This is a genomic window from Proteus sp. FZP2095, from assembly GCF_023701425.1.
Classification (GTDB): Bacteria; Pseudomonadota; Gammaproteobacteria; order Enterobacterales; family Enterobacteriaceae; genus Proteus; species Proteus cibarius.
On sequence record NZ_JAMQBJ010000006.1, the window covers coordinates 72,323 to 89,996 of the forward strand.

At 40.2% G+C, this 17,674-nt stretch carries 13 protein-coding genes and 1 pseudogene; 4 read left to right on the plus strand and 10 right to left on the minus strand.

Annotated elements, in window-relative coordinates:
* Positions 1-3: 3 nt before the first annotated feature.
* The 7 genes and pseudogenes from NBG71_RS17425 to rpmH all read right to left on the minus strand — a co-directional run bounded on the left by NBG71_RS17425 (position 4) and on the right by rpmH (position 6,029).
* Positions 4-963 carry a retron St85 family effector protein gene (locus NBG71_RS17425; protein WP_250917049.1) on the minus strand — a complete coding sequence of 320 codons (960 nt, stop codon included), beginning with the start codon at positions 961-963 and terminating at the stop codon, positions 4-6.
* 349 nt (positions 964-1,312) lie between these two features.
* Positions 1,313-2,013 (minus strand): annotated as a pseudogene (locus NBG71_RS17430) (Arm DNA-binding domain-containing protein).
* 133 nt (positions 2,014-2,146) lie between these two features.
* Complete coding sequence (gene mnmE, locus NBG71_RS17435; protein ID WP_250917050.1) at positions 2,147-3,511, minus strand: tRNA uridine-5-carboxymethylaminomethyl(34) synthesis GTPase MnmE; 1,365 nt, start codon at positions 3,509-3,511, stop codon at positions 2,147-2,149.
* 130 nt (positions 3,512-3,641) lie between these two features.
* Complete coding sequence (gene yidC / locus NBG71_RS17440; RefSeq protein WP_075673272.1) at positions 3,642-5,282, minus strand: membrane protein insertase YidC; 1,641 nt, start codon at positions 5,280-5,282, stop codon at positions 3,642-3,644.
* A 2-nt stretch (positions 5,283-5,284) separates the two neighbouring features.
* Positions 5,285-5,545 (minus strand): membrane protein insertion efficiency factor YidD, encoded by a 261-nt coding sequence (gene yidD / locus NBG71_RS17445; RefSeq protein ID WP_072064717.1) that lies wholly within the window; start codon positions 5,543-5,545, stop codon positions 5,285-5,287.
* Positions 5,509-5,868 carry a ribonuclease P protein component gene (gene rnpA, locus NBG71_RS17450; protein ID WP_071788569.1) on the minus strand — a complete coding sequence of 120 codons (360 nt, stop codon included), beginning with the start codon at positions 5,866-5,868 and terminating at the stop codon, positions 5,509-5,511. Before rnpA ends, yidD begins: the two co-directional genes overlap by 37 nt.
* Positions 5,869-5,885: 17 nt before the next feature.
* Entirely contained in the window at positions 5,886-6,029 is a 144-nt protein-coding gene (gene rpmH, locus NBG71_RS17455; protein WP_004246509.1) for a 50S ribosomal protein L34, read from the minus strand.
* A gap of 741 nt (positions 6,030-6,770) precedes the next feature.
* Between rpmH and dnaA the strand changes: the two genes are divergently transcribed.
* From dnaA to gyrB, 4 genes are read left to right on the plus strand one after another with little or no spacing between them, the layout of a single operon-like run.
* Complete coding sequence (gene dnaA / locus NBG71_RS17460) at positions 6,771-8,171, plus strand: chromosomal replication initiator protein DnaA (protein WP_075673271.1); 1,401 nt, start codon at positions 6,771-6,773, stop codon at positions 8,169-8,171.
* Positions 8,172-8,175: 4 nt separating this feature from the next.
* Positions 8,176-9,279 (plus strand): DNA polymerase III subunit beta, encoded by a 1,104-nt coding sequence (gene dnaN, locus NBG71_RS17465; RefSeq protein ID WP_075673270.1) that lies wholly within the window; start codon positions 8,176-8,178, stop codon positions 9,277-9,279.
* 11 nt (positions 9,280-9,290) lie between these two features.
* Positions 9,291-10,379, plus strand: a complete 1,089-nt coding sequence (gene recF, locus NBG71_RS17470) for a DNA replication/repair protein RecF (protein WP_164530224.1) — start codon at positions 9,291-9,293, stop codon at positions 10,377-10,379.
* Between the two features lie 20 nt (positions 10,380-10,399).
* Complete coding sequence (gene gyrB / locus NBG71_RS17475) at positions 10,400-12,814, plus strand: DNA topoisomerase (ATP-hydrolyzing) subunit B (protein ID WP_250917051.1); 2,415 nt, start codon at positions 10,400-10,402, stop codon at positions 12,812-12,814.
* Between the two features lie 73 nt (positions 12,815-12,887).
* Here gyrB and pepT read toward each other — a convergent pair whose 3' ends face one another.
* The 3 genes from pepT to asd all read right to left on the minus strand — a co-directional run bounded on the left by pepT (position 12,888) and on the right by asd (position 17,279).
* Positions 12,888-14,123: a peptidase T gene (pepT, locus tag NBG71_RS17480; RefSeq protein ID WP_231040227.1), complete on the minus strand. Its 1,236-nt coding sequence runs from the start codon at positions 14,121-14,123 to the stop codon at positions 12,888-12,890.
* Positions 14,124-14,164: 41 nt separating this feature from the next.
* Positions 14,165-15,712: an AbgT family transporter gene (locus NBG71_RS17485; RefSeq protein WP_075673266.1), complete on the minus strand. Its 1,548-nt coding sequence runs from the start codon at positions 15,710-15,712 to the stop codon at positions 14,165-14,167.
* 460 nt (positions 15,713-16,172) lie between these two features.
* Entirely contained in the window at positions 16,173-17,279 is a 1,107-nt protein-coding gene (gene asd / locus NBG71_RS17490) for an aspartate-semialdehyde dehydrogenase (protein ID WP_191901689.1), read from the minus strand.
* Positions 17,280-17,674: the final 395 nt, after the last annotated feature.

The following is a 17,674-nucleotide window of genomic DNA, read 5'->3' on the forward strand; positions in this document are numbered from 1 at the left end:
TAATTAAATCTCCTCAGCCATTTCTTTTTTTGCTATTATTTGACGTAGCGCTGTAATTCTTCGTTTTGATAATGGATCGGTTAATATTACAAAAGATTGTCTAAACTTCATTGTTAATTGTTGATTATCTATGAGTTTATTATCTTTAGTTTTACCAAATTTTACCCATTTGCGCTCTTTTAATGGAAAGTAATATTTGTTTGAGCTATATGATAAAACGTCTATAAAACCAACTTTCTGAAGTAAATAAATTGATCTATTAATGATTTTTGTTGAAATATTAATCCCTAATGAATTTAGGGCTGATTCTATTTCACTAAGTTGTATTGGGAAGCAAAGAGATATAATTTCAGTAATCAGAAGTGCTATATGCCCAGAATTATTCTTATTGAATTGTTCTGTTTTTGGGATTGACGAAAGTTTTTCTTTTATATTTACACATAAATCATCAAGAAAATCATCATCGTATTTTAAGACTTCAGGATCTGGCCACGGGTAGATTACAACAGAGGATGAAACTTTCTTTTTAATGTACTCAAGTGGGCCTAAATAAATGAATGAGTCCTCACCGGATACTTCTTGCTCTGAAGCAACAATCAGTATTTTTTTAAATAGTTCTGATTTGTTGCAAAATATACCTAACTCAACTAATGATCCAGGACTTTCTAAGAATATGATAATAAGAGATGAAATACTAGCTATATCATCTTCGAATACTAGAAGGTCTGGGTAGGCATTCTCTTTAAAATAATCTTTGAATGTTTCAGCTAGAATGAAATGCTCGTGAAGTTCAGGGACATGTTTTGCTGTGTAAGTAAGTAGTCTATCCCTAAAACTGGGTGGAATTGGTGCACGTATATCGACTTTGCCACCACACACGAAAAGAAGGCGATGAGATATATCAACATTGAAGTTACTTATATCTAACAATTCAAATTGTTTTTTAATAGTTTCTTCAAACATTGATTTAAACGTTATATATTTTTGATTTATCTTCCGCTGATGAAAAAAACGAGCAATATTACTTTGCTCGTTTTTTACTCTTTACTAGAGGAGGCGCTAGAAAGTTTTCTACCGATCCTAGAGACTTCTAGGATCGGTAGAAAACTTTCTAGCGCAACCCTAAAAGTACTCAATAAGTTAGTGTCTGGCGAAACGCTCGACAAGGCTATAAATTAAAGCCTAACGCTAAAGAGTGATGTTATTATGGTTGAGAAGTGCATTTTTTTCAACTGGTTAGATAATATATTCTAATCAGAAACTATTATTTTTATATTATTCAGTTGGTTATATTGTAACCCTTCCTGAATTGTCAAATGATAAGCTTCCTTATAATCTCAATCTGCGCCTCAACAAAGTCCACCCAAGCCCGGTGCTGATTTAGGTACTCTGCACGGTTGTAGACACCGCTAACGCCACTGATCTTATGTGCCAGGCATTCTCCATCCAGTCTGAGTTGTAGCTTTGCTCATGGAGCACAATGTGCTGGTAGTATGCTGGAAGTCATGAATAACAAAATCCTCGACGTGTATATCCAGCGTACGCGCCACGCAGTTAAGCGTTGTTTGATACGGTCGAGCATGACTTGAATATGTGTAGTTGTGAGTCTTCGAGTTTAAGCTTCCCGATGAGGGAATGATGTCCTTCTCGATAACGTGAATGATGTTGCTCGGATTGCGGTTACTTTTTTCAACGATATCGGTCAGACAGTGTTTGGTGAATATTTTAACTGTCGTTGGGTCTTTCTGTTTAAGCTTTTCTTCCAGCTTTTTCTGCGTCGGATTGATGCCACGGACCACTATTGAGCGACAATTTTCACACGAAAGCCGTGCTTCTGTAAGTGAGAATACTGGGTATTAGCCCCGAGTGATCTTATGCGATTTGTTGTCAAAGCGGTAGCAGGAACGCTAGATTTTTCGTCCTGTAGGAAGAACTTCAATCAACAGCCAGTCATAATTGGCAGGTTGTCAGGGGGAAAGCAAGTGTACGTAGTTTAGTATCTGAAAGTGCCATATTTCACCTCTATAGTGTACAAAAATCGCGGATAAACCTGCACGACTATAGACCAGTATGGAAAGTAAAAACCCGTATTAACATACAGTTAATGCGGGTTAGTGAACGTTTACGGACGAAGATGGACTAAAACTTACTTCCCGATGCAGAAACTTGAGAAAATACGGCCTAATAAGTCATCTGAAGTAAATTCACCGGTGATCTCACTTAATGCTTGCTGAGCCAGTCTTAACTCTTCTGCCAACAATTCACCGGATTTTGCATAAACCAATTGTTCATGGCCTTGCTGTAGATGTTCCGCTGCGGTATTTAATGCCTGTAAATGGCGGCGGCGAGCCAAGAAACCACCTTCAGTATTGCTATTAAAGCCCATCGCTTCTTTCAGGTGATCGCGTAGTAACTCGATACCCATTCCATCACGAGCAGATAAGCGGATCATCGGGTAGTTACCTTGTGCCGTGATCTCGACATTTTCCCCTGTTAAATCCGATTTGTTACGAATAACAGTGACAGGCAAGGTTTTTGGTAAACGAGCCATAAATTCAGGCCAGATATCTTCAGGTGTTGTGGCATCGGTTGTGGTGCTATCAACCATAAATAGCACTCTGTCTGCTTGCTCAATCTCTTTCCAAGCACGTTCAATACCAATGCGTTCAACTTCATCACTGGCTTCACGTAAGCCTGCGGTGTCGATAATATGCAAAGGCATACCATCAATATGAATATGTTCACGCAACACATCACGGGTTGTACCCGCAATATCCGTGACAATGGCAGCTTCTCGGCCTGCTAATGCATTTAATAGGCTTGATTTACCTGCATTAGGGCGACCTGCGATAACCACTTTCATTCCTTCACGTAACAAGCTACCTTGGCGAGCTTGAGCACGAACATCATCTAATTCAGCAATAACGGCGTTAAGTTTTCCTTCGATGATACCGTCAGAAAGAAAATCAATCTCTTCATCAGGGAAATCAATGGCTGCTTCAACATAGATACGTAAGTGCGTTAATGACTCTACCATCTCGTTAATATGAGAGGAAAATGCACCTTGTAGTGAATTAATTGCTGAACGAGCTGCTTGTTCTGAGCTGGCATCAATTAAATCGGCAATCGCTTCTGCTTGTGCTAAATCGAGTTTGTCATTTAAAAACGCACGTTCAGAAAACTCACCAGGATTAGCAATACGCACACCAGGGATTTGTAAAATACGTTTTAGTAATAAATCCAGAATAACGGGGCCACCATGGCCTTGTAGTTCTAGAACATCTTCACCCGTAAATGAGTTCGGATTAGGGAAGAAAAGGGCGATACCCTGATCAAGTACTGAGTTGTCATCATTGCGAAATGGCAGATAATCGGCATAACGAGGTTTAGGCAACTTGCCTAAAATGGTTTGTGCTACAAGGGCAGCTTTAGGGCCAGAAACGCGTAGGATACCAACACCGCCTCTTCCCGGAGGTGTGGCCTGAGCGACGATAGTATCAGTGCTATGCATGGTGTACTCGCTTAATCAGAATAATCATATCAATATAAAAAACAGAAGGCGGTCATTGCAGACCGCCTTCGCTATTTTATGTCACTTTCCTTTGAATGTAACCAAGGAAGAGGCTTTTCCTCATGTGACCTTATTTTTTGTCTCTGCTGTGTAAGCCACGTTTTTCCAGACCACGGTAAATTAACTGCTGCTGGATAATGGTCACTAAGTTACTGACGATATAGTACAGAACTAGACCTGATGGGAACCACAGGAAGAATACGGTAAACACAACCGGCATAAAGGTCATGATTTTTTGTTGCATCGGATCAGTGACTGCTGTTGGAGACAGTTTCTGAATGATGAACATTGTCACACCCATTAATAATGGCAGGATGTAGTACGGATCTTGTGCAGATAAGTCTTGGATCCATAACATAAACGGTGCATGACGTAATTCAACAGAGCCCATCAGCATGTAATACAACGCAAGGAAGATTGGCATCTGGATAAGTAATGGTAAACAACCACCCAGAGGATTTACTTTCTCTTGTTTGTATAACGCCATCATTTCTTGGCTCATACGCTGTTTGTCATCCCCAATACGTTCACGCAGTGCAGCCAGTTTTGGTTGCAGTAAACGCATTTTCGCCATGGAGGTGTACTGTGCTTTAGTCAGCGGGTACATGATACCACGAACGATAAAGGTGATCATGATGATGGAGAAGCCCCAGTTACCGATAAAGCTGTGAAGGAATTTCAGCAGTTTAAACAGTGGTTGAGAGATAAACCATAACCAACCGTAGTCAACAGACAGATCTAAATGTGGCGCAATGGCTGACATTTCTGACTGAATTTCAGGGCCAACCCATAATGTTGAGCTGATATCAGCACTGCTATTTGGTGCAATTGTCACCGGTGCTGATTTATAACCAATCAGAGCAATAGATTTGTTTTCTAAAGTGATAGAGTAGAAGCTATTGTTCTGACTATCTTTAGAAGGGATCCATGCTGTTGCAAAGTATTGTTGTAACATTGCAACCCAACCATTATTCGTGGTTAGAGATAAGTTTTTATCTTCGATATCACCAAAACTATATTTTTTATAGTTGGTTTCATCTGATGAGTATGCCGCACCACGATAAGTGTGTAGTGCAAAGTTGCTACTACCTGTATCACGGCTTTCTGGCAATTTAACAGATTGTTTTAACTGGCCGTAGAAGTTCATGGTCAGCGTTTTATCTGTTGTATTCTCAATTTTGTACTCAATACCGATATCGTACTGACCTTTCTTCAGAATGAAGGTTTTGACGAATTTCACACCTTCTTCATTTACGAAAGTCATAGGTACACGTAATTCATCTTGGTTTTCACCAAGTACGAATTCGTTTTTATCAGCATTATAAACTGGGCGAGATTTCTGATCTGGGCCATCTGGGCCGATTAAGCCACTTTGAGCCTGATACAGGAATTGTGGTGTAGTTTCCAGTAAACGGAAAGGTGTCTGTGAATTAAGCTCGGCGGGATAGGCTAACAAATCAGCCTCATCGATAGTACCGCCCTGAGTATTGATACGAATATCAAGTACGTCAGTTTTTACGGTAATCAATTTTGCCTGCTCATTGCTGTTACCAGTTACAGCAAGACTATCACTGCTTGGCACGTCCGCTTGTTGCGAGACCTGAGCAGTAGTGGTGGTGTTTTGTGAAACTTTATCACCCTCCCACTGCTGCCAGATCAGGAAAGAAACGAACAGCAAAGCGATGAATAGAAGATTGCGTTGCGAATCCATCGTTAATTTTCTCTGTTATCGTCGTTTTTTCTAGGTGGGACAGGATCATCACCACCTTCGTGTAAAGGGTGGCATTTTAATATGCGTTTCACTGTTAACCAACTACCTTTTATCATTCCAAACCTGCGCAATGCCTCAATTCCGTAATTAGAGCATGTAGGATTAAAACGACAACGAGGCCCCAACAGAGGACTAATCCCCAGTTGATAGCCCCTAATCAGCAAGATCAGGACTTTTGAGCCAAGCGACAATGACGACGCCATAATTTACCCAATACTTCCGTCAATTGATGGTTATCAAGTTCAGCAACCCCTTTTCTTACTAATAGCACAAAATCCATCGGCGGTAATTCATGCTGATGTAAACGAAAGTATTCACGGGCTAATCGTTTAATGCGATTACGCTCATGAGCACGTTTAACGTTTTTCTTTGCGATTGTTAGACCGATGCGGGGATGCCCCAGCTCATTCTGGCGACCCAAAATAGTAACTTCTGGAGAACTCGCACGTTGTGGTTGCTGGAAAACAAAATTGAAATGCTTGGGAGTTAACAAACGTAACTCCCTTGGAAAAGCGAGCTTAACCACGGAATGGTTAGCTTTTATTATTTCGAAGAAACGGTCAGACGAGCGCGGCCTTTCGCACGACGGCGAGCCAGAACCTGACGACCATTTTTAGTGGCCATACGAGCGCGGAAGCCGTGGTTACGGTTGCGCTTCAGTACAGACGGTTGAAAAGTGCGTTTCATGGCGATTTCTACCTACTTAATATTATTACTGATTCAGCAAATGCGTTGACAGACAGGCGTGCAATAAATAAACAAACCGGTACTTCAATCGCAGCATCAATGATGGAAAGATGCGGGATTGTAATAAAATCACTCAAATGCGTCAATGAAGATGACGCTTTAAGTACCGATTTTTGTCGTCTTTTTTAGCAAACCCGATAATCAATCCTGACTTATGCGCAACGAGTACGCTTATTAGCGACCTAAAAAAGGTCTTAATAAGTGACTTTGTTGGTACAAGCACGCAGGGTGCAAGATTATACGGACTCATGGTGAAAGCGCAAGGATCTTTAGTGGATCAAATGAGAGATATTTGATCACTTACTATAAGAAAGAGAGATTTATGCAAAGAGAAAGTTATCCCCAATTGCTATTTATAGGACGACTCAAGTACACTAGAACGCCTTTGCATATTTCATTTGGTGAATTATCGTAAATCAGCAAGCCTGTGGATAAAAACCATAAAAACTGTGCAAAAGAAAGAGGATCTTCGTTTCATTTTGCGATATGATCCCCCGTCACGATCAGAATAGCCAGTCTGCGATCGTGAGTCACGATGTAAAAAAAATCGTTGTCACCAAGAGTTGTTCCTTATTAAGAATTGAAGAGGAACGGTGTTGTGCACTTTGTATTTAGGCACACAGTGTTTAACTGCATTTTTCCTGTTTATTTTTTAGTCTTGTTTTTTTAGGGGAGTCCGCCGTGTCACTTTCGCTTTGGCAGCATTGTCTTGCCCGATTGCAGGATGAGTTACCTGCCACTGAATTTAGTATGTGGATACGTCCCTTGCAGGCAGAACTAAGCGATAATACGCTGGCGCTGTATGCACCTAATCGTTTTGTTTTAGATTGGGTGAGAGAAAAATACATTAATAATATCAACGCATTATTAGTGGATTTTTGTGGCTCTGAAGTCCCTTCTTTACGTTTTGAAGTCGGTAATAAACCCGCATCAACACGTACTACGGAAAGTATTCCTAAAGCGGTTGTACATCCAACGGTGAATACGGCTCCAACGCATAGTCAGCCTATTCGGCCAAGTTGGGATAATCAACCCGCTTCTCAATTGCCTGAGCTTAATTATCGTTCTAACGTTAACCCTAAACATAAATTTGATAACTTCGTTGAAGGTAAATCAAACCAGTTAGCAAGAGCTGCAGCAAGACAAGTTGCTGATAACCCTGGTGGTGCTTATAACCCACTCTTTTTATATGGTGGAACAGGGCTTGGTAAAACGCACTTATTACATGCGGTAGGTAACAGCATTATGGAACGTAAAGCGAATGCAAAAGTCGTTTATATGCATTCTGAACGTTTCGTACAAGATATGGTAAAAGCGTTACAAAATAATGCGATAGAAGACTTTAAACGCTATTACCGTTCAGTGGATGCGCTATTAATTGATGATATTCAATTTTTTGCCAATAAAGAGCGTTCACAAGAAGAATTTTTTCATACCTTTAACGCATTGTTAGAGGGTAATCAGCAAATCATTTTAACGTCAGACCGTTATCCTAAAGAGATAAATGGTGTTGAAGATAGATTAAAATCACGCTTTGGTTGGGGATTAACGGTTGCCATTGAGCCGCCTGAACTTGAAACCCGAGTGGCGATTTTGATGAAAAAAGCGGATGAAAACCAAATTCAGTTACCTGACGAAGTGGCCTTTTTTATTGCCAAAAGACTTCGTTCTAACGTCCGTGAGCTTGAAGGTGCATTAAACCGAGTGATTGCTAACGCAAACTTTACAGGTCGTGCGATTACTATCGACTTCGTACGTGAAGCATTGCGTGATCTGCTCGCCTTGCAGGAAAAATTAGTCACAATTGATAATATTCAAAAAACGGTTGCTGAATATTATAAAATTAAAGTCGCTGATTTACTGTCAAAGCGGAGATCTCGATCGGTTGCCCGTCCGAGGCAAATGGCAATGGCGCTGGCGAAGGAATTAACAAACCACAGCTTGCCTGAAATCGGGGATGCCTTTGGGGGTCGTGATCATACAACTGTACTTCATGCGTGCCGAAAAATAGAGCAATTGCGTGAAGAGAGTCATGACATCAAAGAAGATTTTTCCAACTTAATCAGAACATTATCATCCTAGCGCTATGAAATTTATCATTGAACGTGAACAGCTTCTTAAGCCGCTACAACAAGTAAGTGGCCCTTTAGGTGGTCGTCCAACATTACCTATTTTAGGTAACCTATTGCTTAAGGTAACGGAAAACACCTTATCGCTAACGGGGACCGACCTTGAAATGGAAATGGTGGCAAGAGTTAATCTTAGCCAATCTCATGAAATTGGTGCCACAACTGTTCCTGCGCGTAAGTTTTTTGATATTTGGCGTGGGCTACCAGAAGGTGCTGAAATCAGTGTTGAGCTCGACGGTGATCGCCTTTTAGTGCGTTCAGGTCGTAGCCGTTTTTCTTTATCAACATTACCTGCGTCTGATTTTCCTAATTTAGATGACTGGCAAAGTGAAGTTGAATTTACTTTGCCTCAAGCAACATTAAAACGTTTGATTGAGTCCACTCAGTTTTCAATGGCACATCAAGATGTGCGTTATTACCTCAATGGTATGTTGTTTGAAACTGAAAATACAGAGTTACGCACAGTTGCAACAGATGGACACCGTTTAGCGGTATGTTCAATGGATATTGGACAATCTTTACCGGGACATTCTGTTATTGTTCCTCGTAAAGGTGTCATTGAATTGATGCGTTTACTTGATGGCGGTGGTGAAAGCTCACTGCAACTGCAAATCGGTAGTAACAATATACGTGCCCATGTAGGTGATTTTATTTTCACCTCGAAGTTGGTTGATGGTCGTTTCCCTGACTATCGTCGTGTATTACCGAAAAACCCAACGAAAACAGTGACTGCGGGTTGTGATATTCTTAAACAGGCATTTTCCCGTGCTGCAATTTTATCCAATGAAAAATTCCGAGGTGTGCGTATAAACCTCACCAATGGTCAATTGAAAATTACAGCAAATAATCCTGAGCAAGAAGAAGCAGAAGAAATTGTTGATGTTCAATATCAAGGTGAAGAAATGGAAATTGGCTTTAATGTCAGTTATCTCCTTGATGTACTTAATACATTGAAATGTGAAGAAGTTAAGCTATTGCTAACAGATGCTGTTTCAAGTGTTCAGGTGGAGAATGTGGCAAGTTCTGCGGCTGCTTATGTTGTTATGCCAATGCGTTTATAATAGTCACTAACATGATTTTATCCCGTTTATTGATCCGTCATTTTAGAAATATTGAACAGGCGGATCTGCCATTAGCGGATGGCTTTAATTTTCTTGTTGGGCCTAACGGGAGTGGTAAAACAAGTATACTTGAAGCGATTTACACTCTAGGTCATGGACGCGCATTTCGTAGCTCTCAAGCTAATCGCGTGATCCAGCATGATGAAAATGAATTTATTCTTCATGGCCGCTTAAGTGGACTGAATGAAGAGAGCCGTGGCTATGCGATTGGATTAAGTAAAGATCGCGAAGGCAATAGTACAGTTCGTATTGATGGCAGCGATGGTCATAAAATTGCAGAGTTAGCAAAATTGTTACCCATGCAATTAATAACACCTGAAGGCTTTACACTACTGAATGGTGGGCCTAAATATCGTCGCGCTTTTATTGATTGGGGTTGTTTTCATAATGAACCTCGATTTTTTGTTGCATGGTCAGATTTAAAACGTGTATTAAAACAACGTAATGCAGCACTGAGGCAAGCAACGTCTTATCGACAACTGATACCTTGGGATAAAGAACTTATCTCATTAACAGAACAGATAAGTGAATGGCGAGCTCAATATACCGAAGATATCACTAAAGATATTGAAGAAACGTGTCGTCTGTTTTTGCCTGAGTTTTCGTTGAAAGTGAGTTTTCAACGGGGATGGGATAAAGAAACAGATTATGGTGAGTTGCTAGCACGTCAATTTGAACGTGATAAAATGCTAGCGTATACCTCACTTGGTGCTCATAAAGCAGATTTACGTATTAGAGCAAACGGCACGCCAGTAGAAGATATGTTATCACGAGGCCAGCTCAAGTTGTTGATGTGTGCTTTGAGGCTGGCACAAGGTGAATATTTCACTCGTAAGAATGGGCAAAGATGCCTGTATCTGCTCGATGATTTTGCTTCCGAATTAGATGCAAGTCGGCGTCAGTTGTTAGCCGAGCGTCTAAAGTCTACGCAAGCTCAAGTGTTTGTTAGTGCGATAACACAAGGGCAAGTGAAAGATATGCTAGATGTAAATAGCAGGCTATTTAGCGTAGAACGTGGCAAAATAGAGGTTAAACCATAGGAATAAAGCGAGAAACGTTGATGTCGAATACATATGACTCCTCAAGTATCAAAGTATTAAAAGGGCTGGATGCGGTGCGTAAGCGCCCGGGGATGTATATCGGGGATACAGATGATGGAACCGGTCTGCATCACATGGTCTTCGAGGTGGTCGACAACGCAATCGACGAAGCCCTCGCGGGTTTCTGTGATGAGATAATTGTCACTATCCATTCAGATAACTCCGTCTCTGTTCGAGATGATGGTCGTGGAATTCCAACCGGCATTCACCCAGAAGAGGGGGTCTCAGCGGCAGAGGTTATTATGACCGTTCTGCATGCAGGGGGTAAATTCGATGATAACTCCTATAAAGTCTCTGGTGGACTTCATGGTGTAGGGGTTTCTGTTGTTAATGCGTTGTCTGAAAAACTCGAACTGACAATCCATCGTGATGGAAAAATCCATCAGCAAATTTATCGTCACGGTGTGCCTGATGATCGCTTAAAAGTGATGGGCGATACTGAAAAATCAGGGACATTTGTTCGCTTCTGGCCAAGTCTTGAAACCTTTAAAGGTGAAACAGAATTCCAGTATGACATTTTAGCAAAACGTCTTCGCGAGTTGTCATTCTTGAACTCAGGCGTTTCTATCCGTTTAATTGATAAACGTGATAACCGTGAAGATCATTTCCACTATGAAGGCGGTATTAAAGCATTCGTTGAATACTTAAGCCGTAATAAAACGCCAATTCACCAAAATGTATTCTATTTCTCTACTGAAAAAGATGGTATTGGTGTTGAAGTGGGAATGCTGTGGAATGATGGTTTCCAAGAAAATGTTTATTGCTTTACCAACAATATTCCACAACGTGATGGTGGTACACACTTAGTTGGTTTCCGTACTGCAATGACGCGTACATTAAACAACTATATGGATAAAGAAGGGTATAATAAGAAATCGAAAATCAGTGCAACGGGTGATGATGCTCGTGAAGGCTTGATTGCGGTTGTTTCTGTTAAAGTACCCGATCCTAAATTCTCATCACAAACAAAAGATAAACTGGTTTCTTCAGAAGTGAAAACAGCGGTAGAAACGCTGATGAATGAGAAGCTGGTGGAATATCTGTTAGAAAATCCAAACGACGCGAAAATTGTTGTTGGTAAAATCATTGACGCCGCTCGTGCTCGTGAAGCAGCGCGTAAAGCACGTGAGATGACACGTCGTAAAGGCGCATTAGATTTAGGTGGTTTACCGGGTAAATTAGCGGACTGTTCTGAACGTGATCCTGCTTTCTCTGAACTGTATTTAGTGGAAGGGGACTCTGCGGGGGGCTCTGCAAAACAAGGGCGGAACCGTAAGACACAGGCTATTCTTCCGTTAAAAGGTAAAATCCTAAACGTTGAGAAAGCGCGCTTTGATAAAATGTTGGCTTCTCAAGAAGTGGCAACGTTAATTACAGCATTAGGTTGTGGTATCGGTCGTGATGAATATAACCCAGATAAACTGCGTTATCACAGCATTATCATCATGACGGATGCGGACGTCGATGGTTCTCACATTCGTACTCTGCTACTGACATTCTTCTATCGTCAAATGCCAGAAATTATCGAACGTGGTCATATCTTTATTGCTCAGCCACCACTTTACAAAGTGAAGAAAGGTAAACAAGAGCAATACATCAAAGATGACGACGCAATGGACGAATATCTGATGTCGATCGCGCTTGATGGAGCAGCACTTTATGTGAGTGAACACGCACCAGCAATGCACGGTGAGCAACTTGAAAAACTGGTTGTTGATTACCATGCAGCGCACAAGATTATTCGTCGTATGGAGCGTATCTATCCACTTAGCATGTTAAACAGCTTGGTATATCACTCAACGCTAACAGAAGATGCGTTATCCGATAAAGCTAAAGTTGAAGAGTGGATGAGTGGCTTAGTTAACCGTCTAAATGAAGCGGAAGAGCAAGGCAGTACTTATAGCTACACTATCGTTCAAAACGATGAAAATCGTCTGTTTGAGCCTGTGTTACGTATTCGTACTTATGGTGTGGATACAAACTACAAACTGGATTATGACTTTATCCACAGTAGCGAATATCAACGTATTACTCATTTAGGTGATATTATCGGTAACCTAATTGAAGAGGGTGCGTTTATTGAGCGTGGAGAGCGTCGTCAGCCAATTTCAAGCTTTGAAGAAGCACTTGAATGGTTAACAAAAGAATCACGTCGTGGCCTTGCTGTACAGCGTTATAAAGGTCTTGGTGAAATGAACCCAGAGCAATTATGGGAAACCACCATGAATCCAGATACACGCCGTATGATGCAAGTTACCGTGAAAGATGCGATTGCAACCGATGAATTATTTACCACTTTAATGGGTGATGCGGTTGAACCTCGTCGTGCCTTTATCGAAGAGAATGCGCTGAAAGCTGCAAATATCGATATCTAGTTTAGATTAAGTTAGATAAAAAAGCGGAGCCATGAAAATGGTTCCGCTTTTTTGTTGGCTAAAACAATAACACTTATCCGCGTTGCCCAGCTAAACGACACAGCATTTCTGTTACTAAATAGCTCTTTTCAAATGAGCTAACAGGTAAAAACTCAAAACGAGAGTGGAAATTCAGTGCACCAGTAAAATAGTTTGGTGTGAGTAATCCTCTTGCAGAAAGTGCTGAGCCATCTGTACCGCCTCGCATTGGGATCACGTTAGGCTGGATCTCTAACTGTTTTAGCGCCTCAAAAATAAGTTCGATAGCAGTGCGATCTTCCCCAATCGAATCACTAATATTGCTATATACATCAACAATTTCATAGTCTATCTGTGCGCGAGGATGACGAGCACGTATTAGTTCAACAGATTGGGCAATATATTGTTTACGTGCTTCATAGCTTTTTTTATCGAAATCACGAATAGCCATTTTAATCACCGCATTATCAGGGTTGGCGATTAAATCAGTGACGTAGAAATAACCTTCGCGATGTTCGGTGTGCTCTGGTGTATCAAAGCGGTCAAAACAGCCAATAAAATCATGAGCAACACGAATTGGGTTTAATAATACGTTTTTCGCTGACATTGGGTGCGCAGTAATACCTTTCACAGACACTTTAATTGATGCCGCATTAAAGGTTTCATACACCACTTCACCTAATGCGCAGCAATCTATGGTGTAAGCAAAATCAACGTTGAAGCGAGATAAATCCATCAGTTTAGAACCGCGTAATCCAATCTCTTCATCAGGTACAAACGCAACATAGATATCGCCACAATCAAAATCAGCATGTTGAAGTTTATCCATTAACTCCATAACCACAGTGATCGCTGCTTTGTTATCAGCACCTAATACGCTTGTACCATCACTGAAGATAATATCTTCACCAATATAAGGTTCTGCTTCAGGGTGCTCTTGGGCTTTAAACCAGACATCCTTCTCTTTATTTAAGCAGAGATCTTTCCCTTCATAACGCAGTGTTTGAGGGTGAATATCAGGCGAAATACCCACATCAACAGTATCAAGATGGGCAACAAACCCAACTTTAGGGGCATTGGGTTTAGTACCCGGTCTCATTGCATATAAAATGGCATGAGAATCGATATAGATATCTTTTAGTCCATAAGTTTCTAGCTCTTTAGCCAGTAACTTTGCTAACTCAAGTTGCCCTTGTGTGCTGGGTACCACAGAAGCAGATGCATCACTTTGGCTTTCAATTGCCAGATAACGGAAGAAACGCTGTTCTAACTTTTGACCTAGGGTGTTCATTATAATGTTGTTCCTAATACAGTTGTTTTTATAAGCACGAGTTATGATGCCGGTTGCCATGTATATCCACTGTCAAAGCCAAGAGGAATATCGAGTCCCCAGAAGACAAACAGTGTCGTCGTTAATACAATGAGCAAGCCAATAGTAAAAGGGATCATCATTGAGCATAGTGTACCGATGCCTGCCCCTTTATAGTATTTTTGGCAATACATCAAAATCAGTGGGTAGAATGGGAACATCGGTGTACTCACATTCATTGCGGAATCACTGACACGGAACGCGGCTTGCGTTAATTCAGGTGAAATTCCGACAGCCATTAACATTGGCACTAATACCGGTGCAATAACAGCCCATTTTGATGTTGCTGAGGTGATCATGATATTTAAAATAGCAGTCAGCAAAATCACACCTAATACCGTCATACCTGAAGGCATATTAAGCGTACGCAGCAACTCTGCACCCGATAACGCTAATAAAGTTCCTAAATTCGAGTGTTGGAAAGAGTAAAGGAACTGAGCCGCAAAAAAGGCAAAAACGATAAATGGGATCAGCGATTTAGTGATATTTTCCATCGCTTTGACGATATCTTTTGTGGAAGCAAAAGACTTGGTCATATAGCCATAGATTAAGCCGGGTACAGAGAAGAAAATAAATAGTAAAGGCACCACAATTTGCATAATTGGTGCTTTAGGGCTGGTTAAGCTACCTTCTGGCGAACGTAATGGCGAAGTTTCTGGTAATAATAGGGCAAATAAACCAATTCCCATCAACACAACGGCCCAACCAGCAAAGCGGAACGCGCGTTTTTCTATTGGTGTGATTTCACCCAACTCCGCATCCTTGGTATCAATCCCCGAAGAGACAGGGCAGTTTTTGTTTAACCAAGGCTCTACAATTTTTTCAGTGATATACCAACAAGTTAAAATAACACCAAATGTACCGCCTACACTAAAAAAGTAGTTACATAAAACGTTAACGCTATATCCCGGAGCCATAATTTGCGCCGCTTCTTGAGTAAAGCTTTGCATTATTGGGTCAATGATTGACGGTGTATAACTTGCTGTAAATCCACCTGCCAAACCTGCAAATGAGGCTGCGATACCGGCTAAAGGATGACGACCACTGGCATAGAACATCATCGCGGAGACAGGCATAAGAATAACGTAAGCTGAGTCAGACGCTAAGTGCGCAACAATACCAACAAATACAACCGTTGGTGTTAGCATTTTAGGGGAAATAAACGAAAGCATCTTCTTTAAAGCTGTTTTAATAAAACCACTGCTTTCTGCAATACCAATCCCTAATGTTGCAACAATCGTTATTCCGAGTGGAGGAAAGCTAATGAAATTTTTCACTGCACTTGTCACAAATAATATGATTTCTTCATATTGAAACATATTAATAACGGCAATTTTCTCTTTAGTCACTGGATGGAAATAATCAAAATGTACAAAAGAGAGGAAAAATGAAAATACCCAGCAGATCACTAGGGCGTAAACGAACAGCATCGTAACATCAGGCATGATATTACCAATACGTTCTACTCGGTTTAAAAAACCTTTTTTATTGGGTTGTGTTTGTGTTGTCATATTTATAATGCATCTTTTTATAAAAGTAATAAAAATCACCATAAATAAATGACAATGCAAAGTAAATTTATTTTTAAATAATAAGTAGTTACCGCGATTTCTATTTAATGAAGAGAAGAGAGCTAATATATTAGAAATGGTTATATTTAGATTTTCTTCATCATTACTTTTCAGTTGTTAAAAAATGCTTTATTTATTTTTACACTCTATTTTGAATAAAAATAGGTGGATTATGCTAAATAACCCATCTGAATTCTTTAGAGTTATTTTTGAAACTATTTTAGGAAACGTATTTTATAAAGCGTTATAAATTTAAAAATAAATAAAATATGAAAATTTAAAAAATAGTTTTGTGAGAAAAAAGAGGAGGGGAATAAGAAATGAAGTTAATAGTTATTGAGAATAAGAATATCAACCATTTCTATTTTCTAAAAATGGCCGATATTCTAAATAATTAATATTAACGCAGAATATTTAGCATACGGCGTAAAGGCTCTGCAGCACCCCATAACAGTTGGTCACCGACTGTAAAGGCTGAAATAAATTCAGGGCCCATATTCAGTTTACGAATACGGCCTACTGGTGTGCTCAATGTACCTGTAACTGTAGCAGGTGTTAATTCACGTATAGTTAATTCACGGTCATTAGGAATGACTTTTACCCAATCATTATGGCTTGCGAGTAACTGTTCAATCTCAGCAACAGGTAAGTCTTTCTTCAGTTTTAAGGTAAATGCTTGGCTATGGCAACGTAATGCGCCAATACGAACGCAAAGACCATCCACGGGAATGATATTTGAACCTGTATTGAGGATCTTGTTAGTTTCTGCTTGTCCTTTCCACTCTTCGCGGCTTTGGCCATTTTCTAATTGTTTATCAATCCAAGGGATCAAGCTACCTGCTAGAGGAACACCAAATTGCTCAGTAGGCATCGCACCACTGCGCGTAAAGTTAGTGACTTTGCGTTCAATATCTAAGATTGCTGATGCTGGGTTTTCTAGCTCTTTAACCACTTGATTATGTAAAGAGCCCATCTGTGACAGTAACTCTCTCATATGGCGAGCACCAGCCCCAGAAGCTGCTTGATAAGTGGATACACTTGCCCATTCCACTAAATTGTTAGCAAATAGGCCACCTAATGACATCAGCATTAAACTGACGGTGCAGTTACCGCCAACAAAGGCTTTGATACCTTTATTTAAGCTGTCTTGAATATGCTGCCCATTAACAGGATCGAGAATAATCACGGCATCATCATTCATACGAAGTGCTGATGCTGCATCAATCCAGTAACCTTGCCAGCCTGCTTGACGCAGTTTTGGATAGATTTCATTGGTGTAGTCACCACCTTGGCAACTAATGACAATATCGAGTGATGCTAAGGTATCAATATCATAAGCATCTTGCAGAGTGCTACGGTGATTACCATAAGCGGGTGCTGCTTCACCTAATTGAGATGTGGTGAAGAAAACAGGGTTTATCCCATCAAAATCACGTTCTTCAACCATTCTTTGCATTAAAACGGAGCCGACCATACCACGCCAGCCCACAAAACCAACATTTTTCATTGTAATTACCCTGTCTTTATCTGTAGGAATAGTGAGAGACCTCACACTAACCTGACAAAATATAGAGATAGGTGCAAGTTAATTTATTGATTATTTACCAAAGAATTAGAAGTGTTTCTTATAGTCTTCGTAGAGTTAACAAAGGAAAGCCTCAGAACGAACAAATATCAATGAGTTGTTAAAAAAGAAAATGAAGTAACCATAAAAATGTAAGAATAATCTGCTATATCTTATTTTCTTTTTTAGAATAAATAAAAATATATTCTTGTTTAAGAAAATAGAGTAAAAATAGAAAAATGTAAAATAGTGTAATATATAAGAAAAACGTATTTACTTAGAGATGACTCCAAGCTTTATACTGAAAGTCATTATTTAATAGATGATGTATTTTCATA

Coding starts and splice junctions, on each gene's coding strand:
- dnaN (WP_075673270.1), top strand. CDS start 8,176: ATGAAATTTATCATTGAACGTGAACAGCTTCTTAAGCCGCTACAACAA.
- asd (WP_191901689.1), bottom strand. CDS start 17,279: ATGAAAAATGTTGGTTTTGTGGGCTGGCGTGGTATGGTCGGCTCCGTT.
- pepT (WP_231040227.1), bottom strand. CDS start 14,123: ATGAACACCCTAGGTCAAAAGTTAGAACAGCGTTTCTTCCGTTATCTG.
- yidC (WP_075673272.1), bottom strand. CDS start 5,282: ATGGATTCGCAACGCAATCTTCTATTCATCGCTTTGCTGTTCGTTTCT.
- rpmH (WP_004246509.1), bottom strand. CDS start 6,029: ATGAAACGCACTTTTCAACCGTCTGTACTGAAGCGCAACCGTAACCAC.
- NBG71_RS17425 (WP_250917049.1), bottom strand. CDS start 963: ATGTTTGAAGAAACTATTAAAAAACAATTTGAATTGTTAGATATAAGT.
- recF (WP_164530224.1), top strand. CDS start 9,291: ATGATTTTATCCCGTTTATTGATCCGTCATTTTAGAAATATTGAACAG.
- NBG71_RS17485 (WP_075673266.1), bottom strand. CDS start 15,712: ATGACAACACAAACACAACCCAATAAAAAAGGTTTTTTAAACCGAGTA.
- yidD (WP_072064717.1), bottom strand. CDS start 5,545: ATGGCGTCGTCATTGTCGCTTGGCTCAAAAGTCCTGATCTTGCTGATT.
- gyrB (WP_250917051.1), top strand. CDS start 10,400: ATGTCGAATACATATGACTCCTCAAGTATCAAAGTATTAAAAGGGCTG.
- mnmE (WP_250917050.1), bottom strand. CDS start 3,511: ATGCATAGCACTGATACTATCGTCGCTCAGGCCACACCTCCGGGAAGA.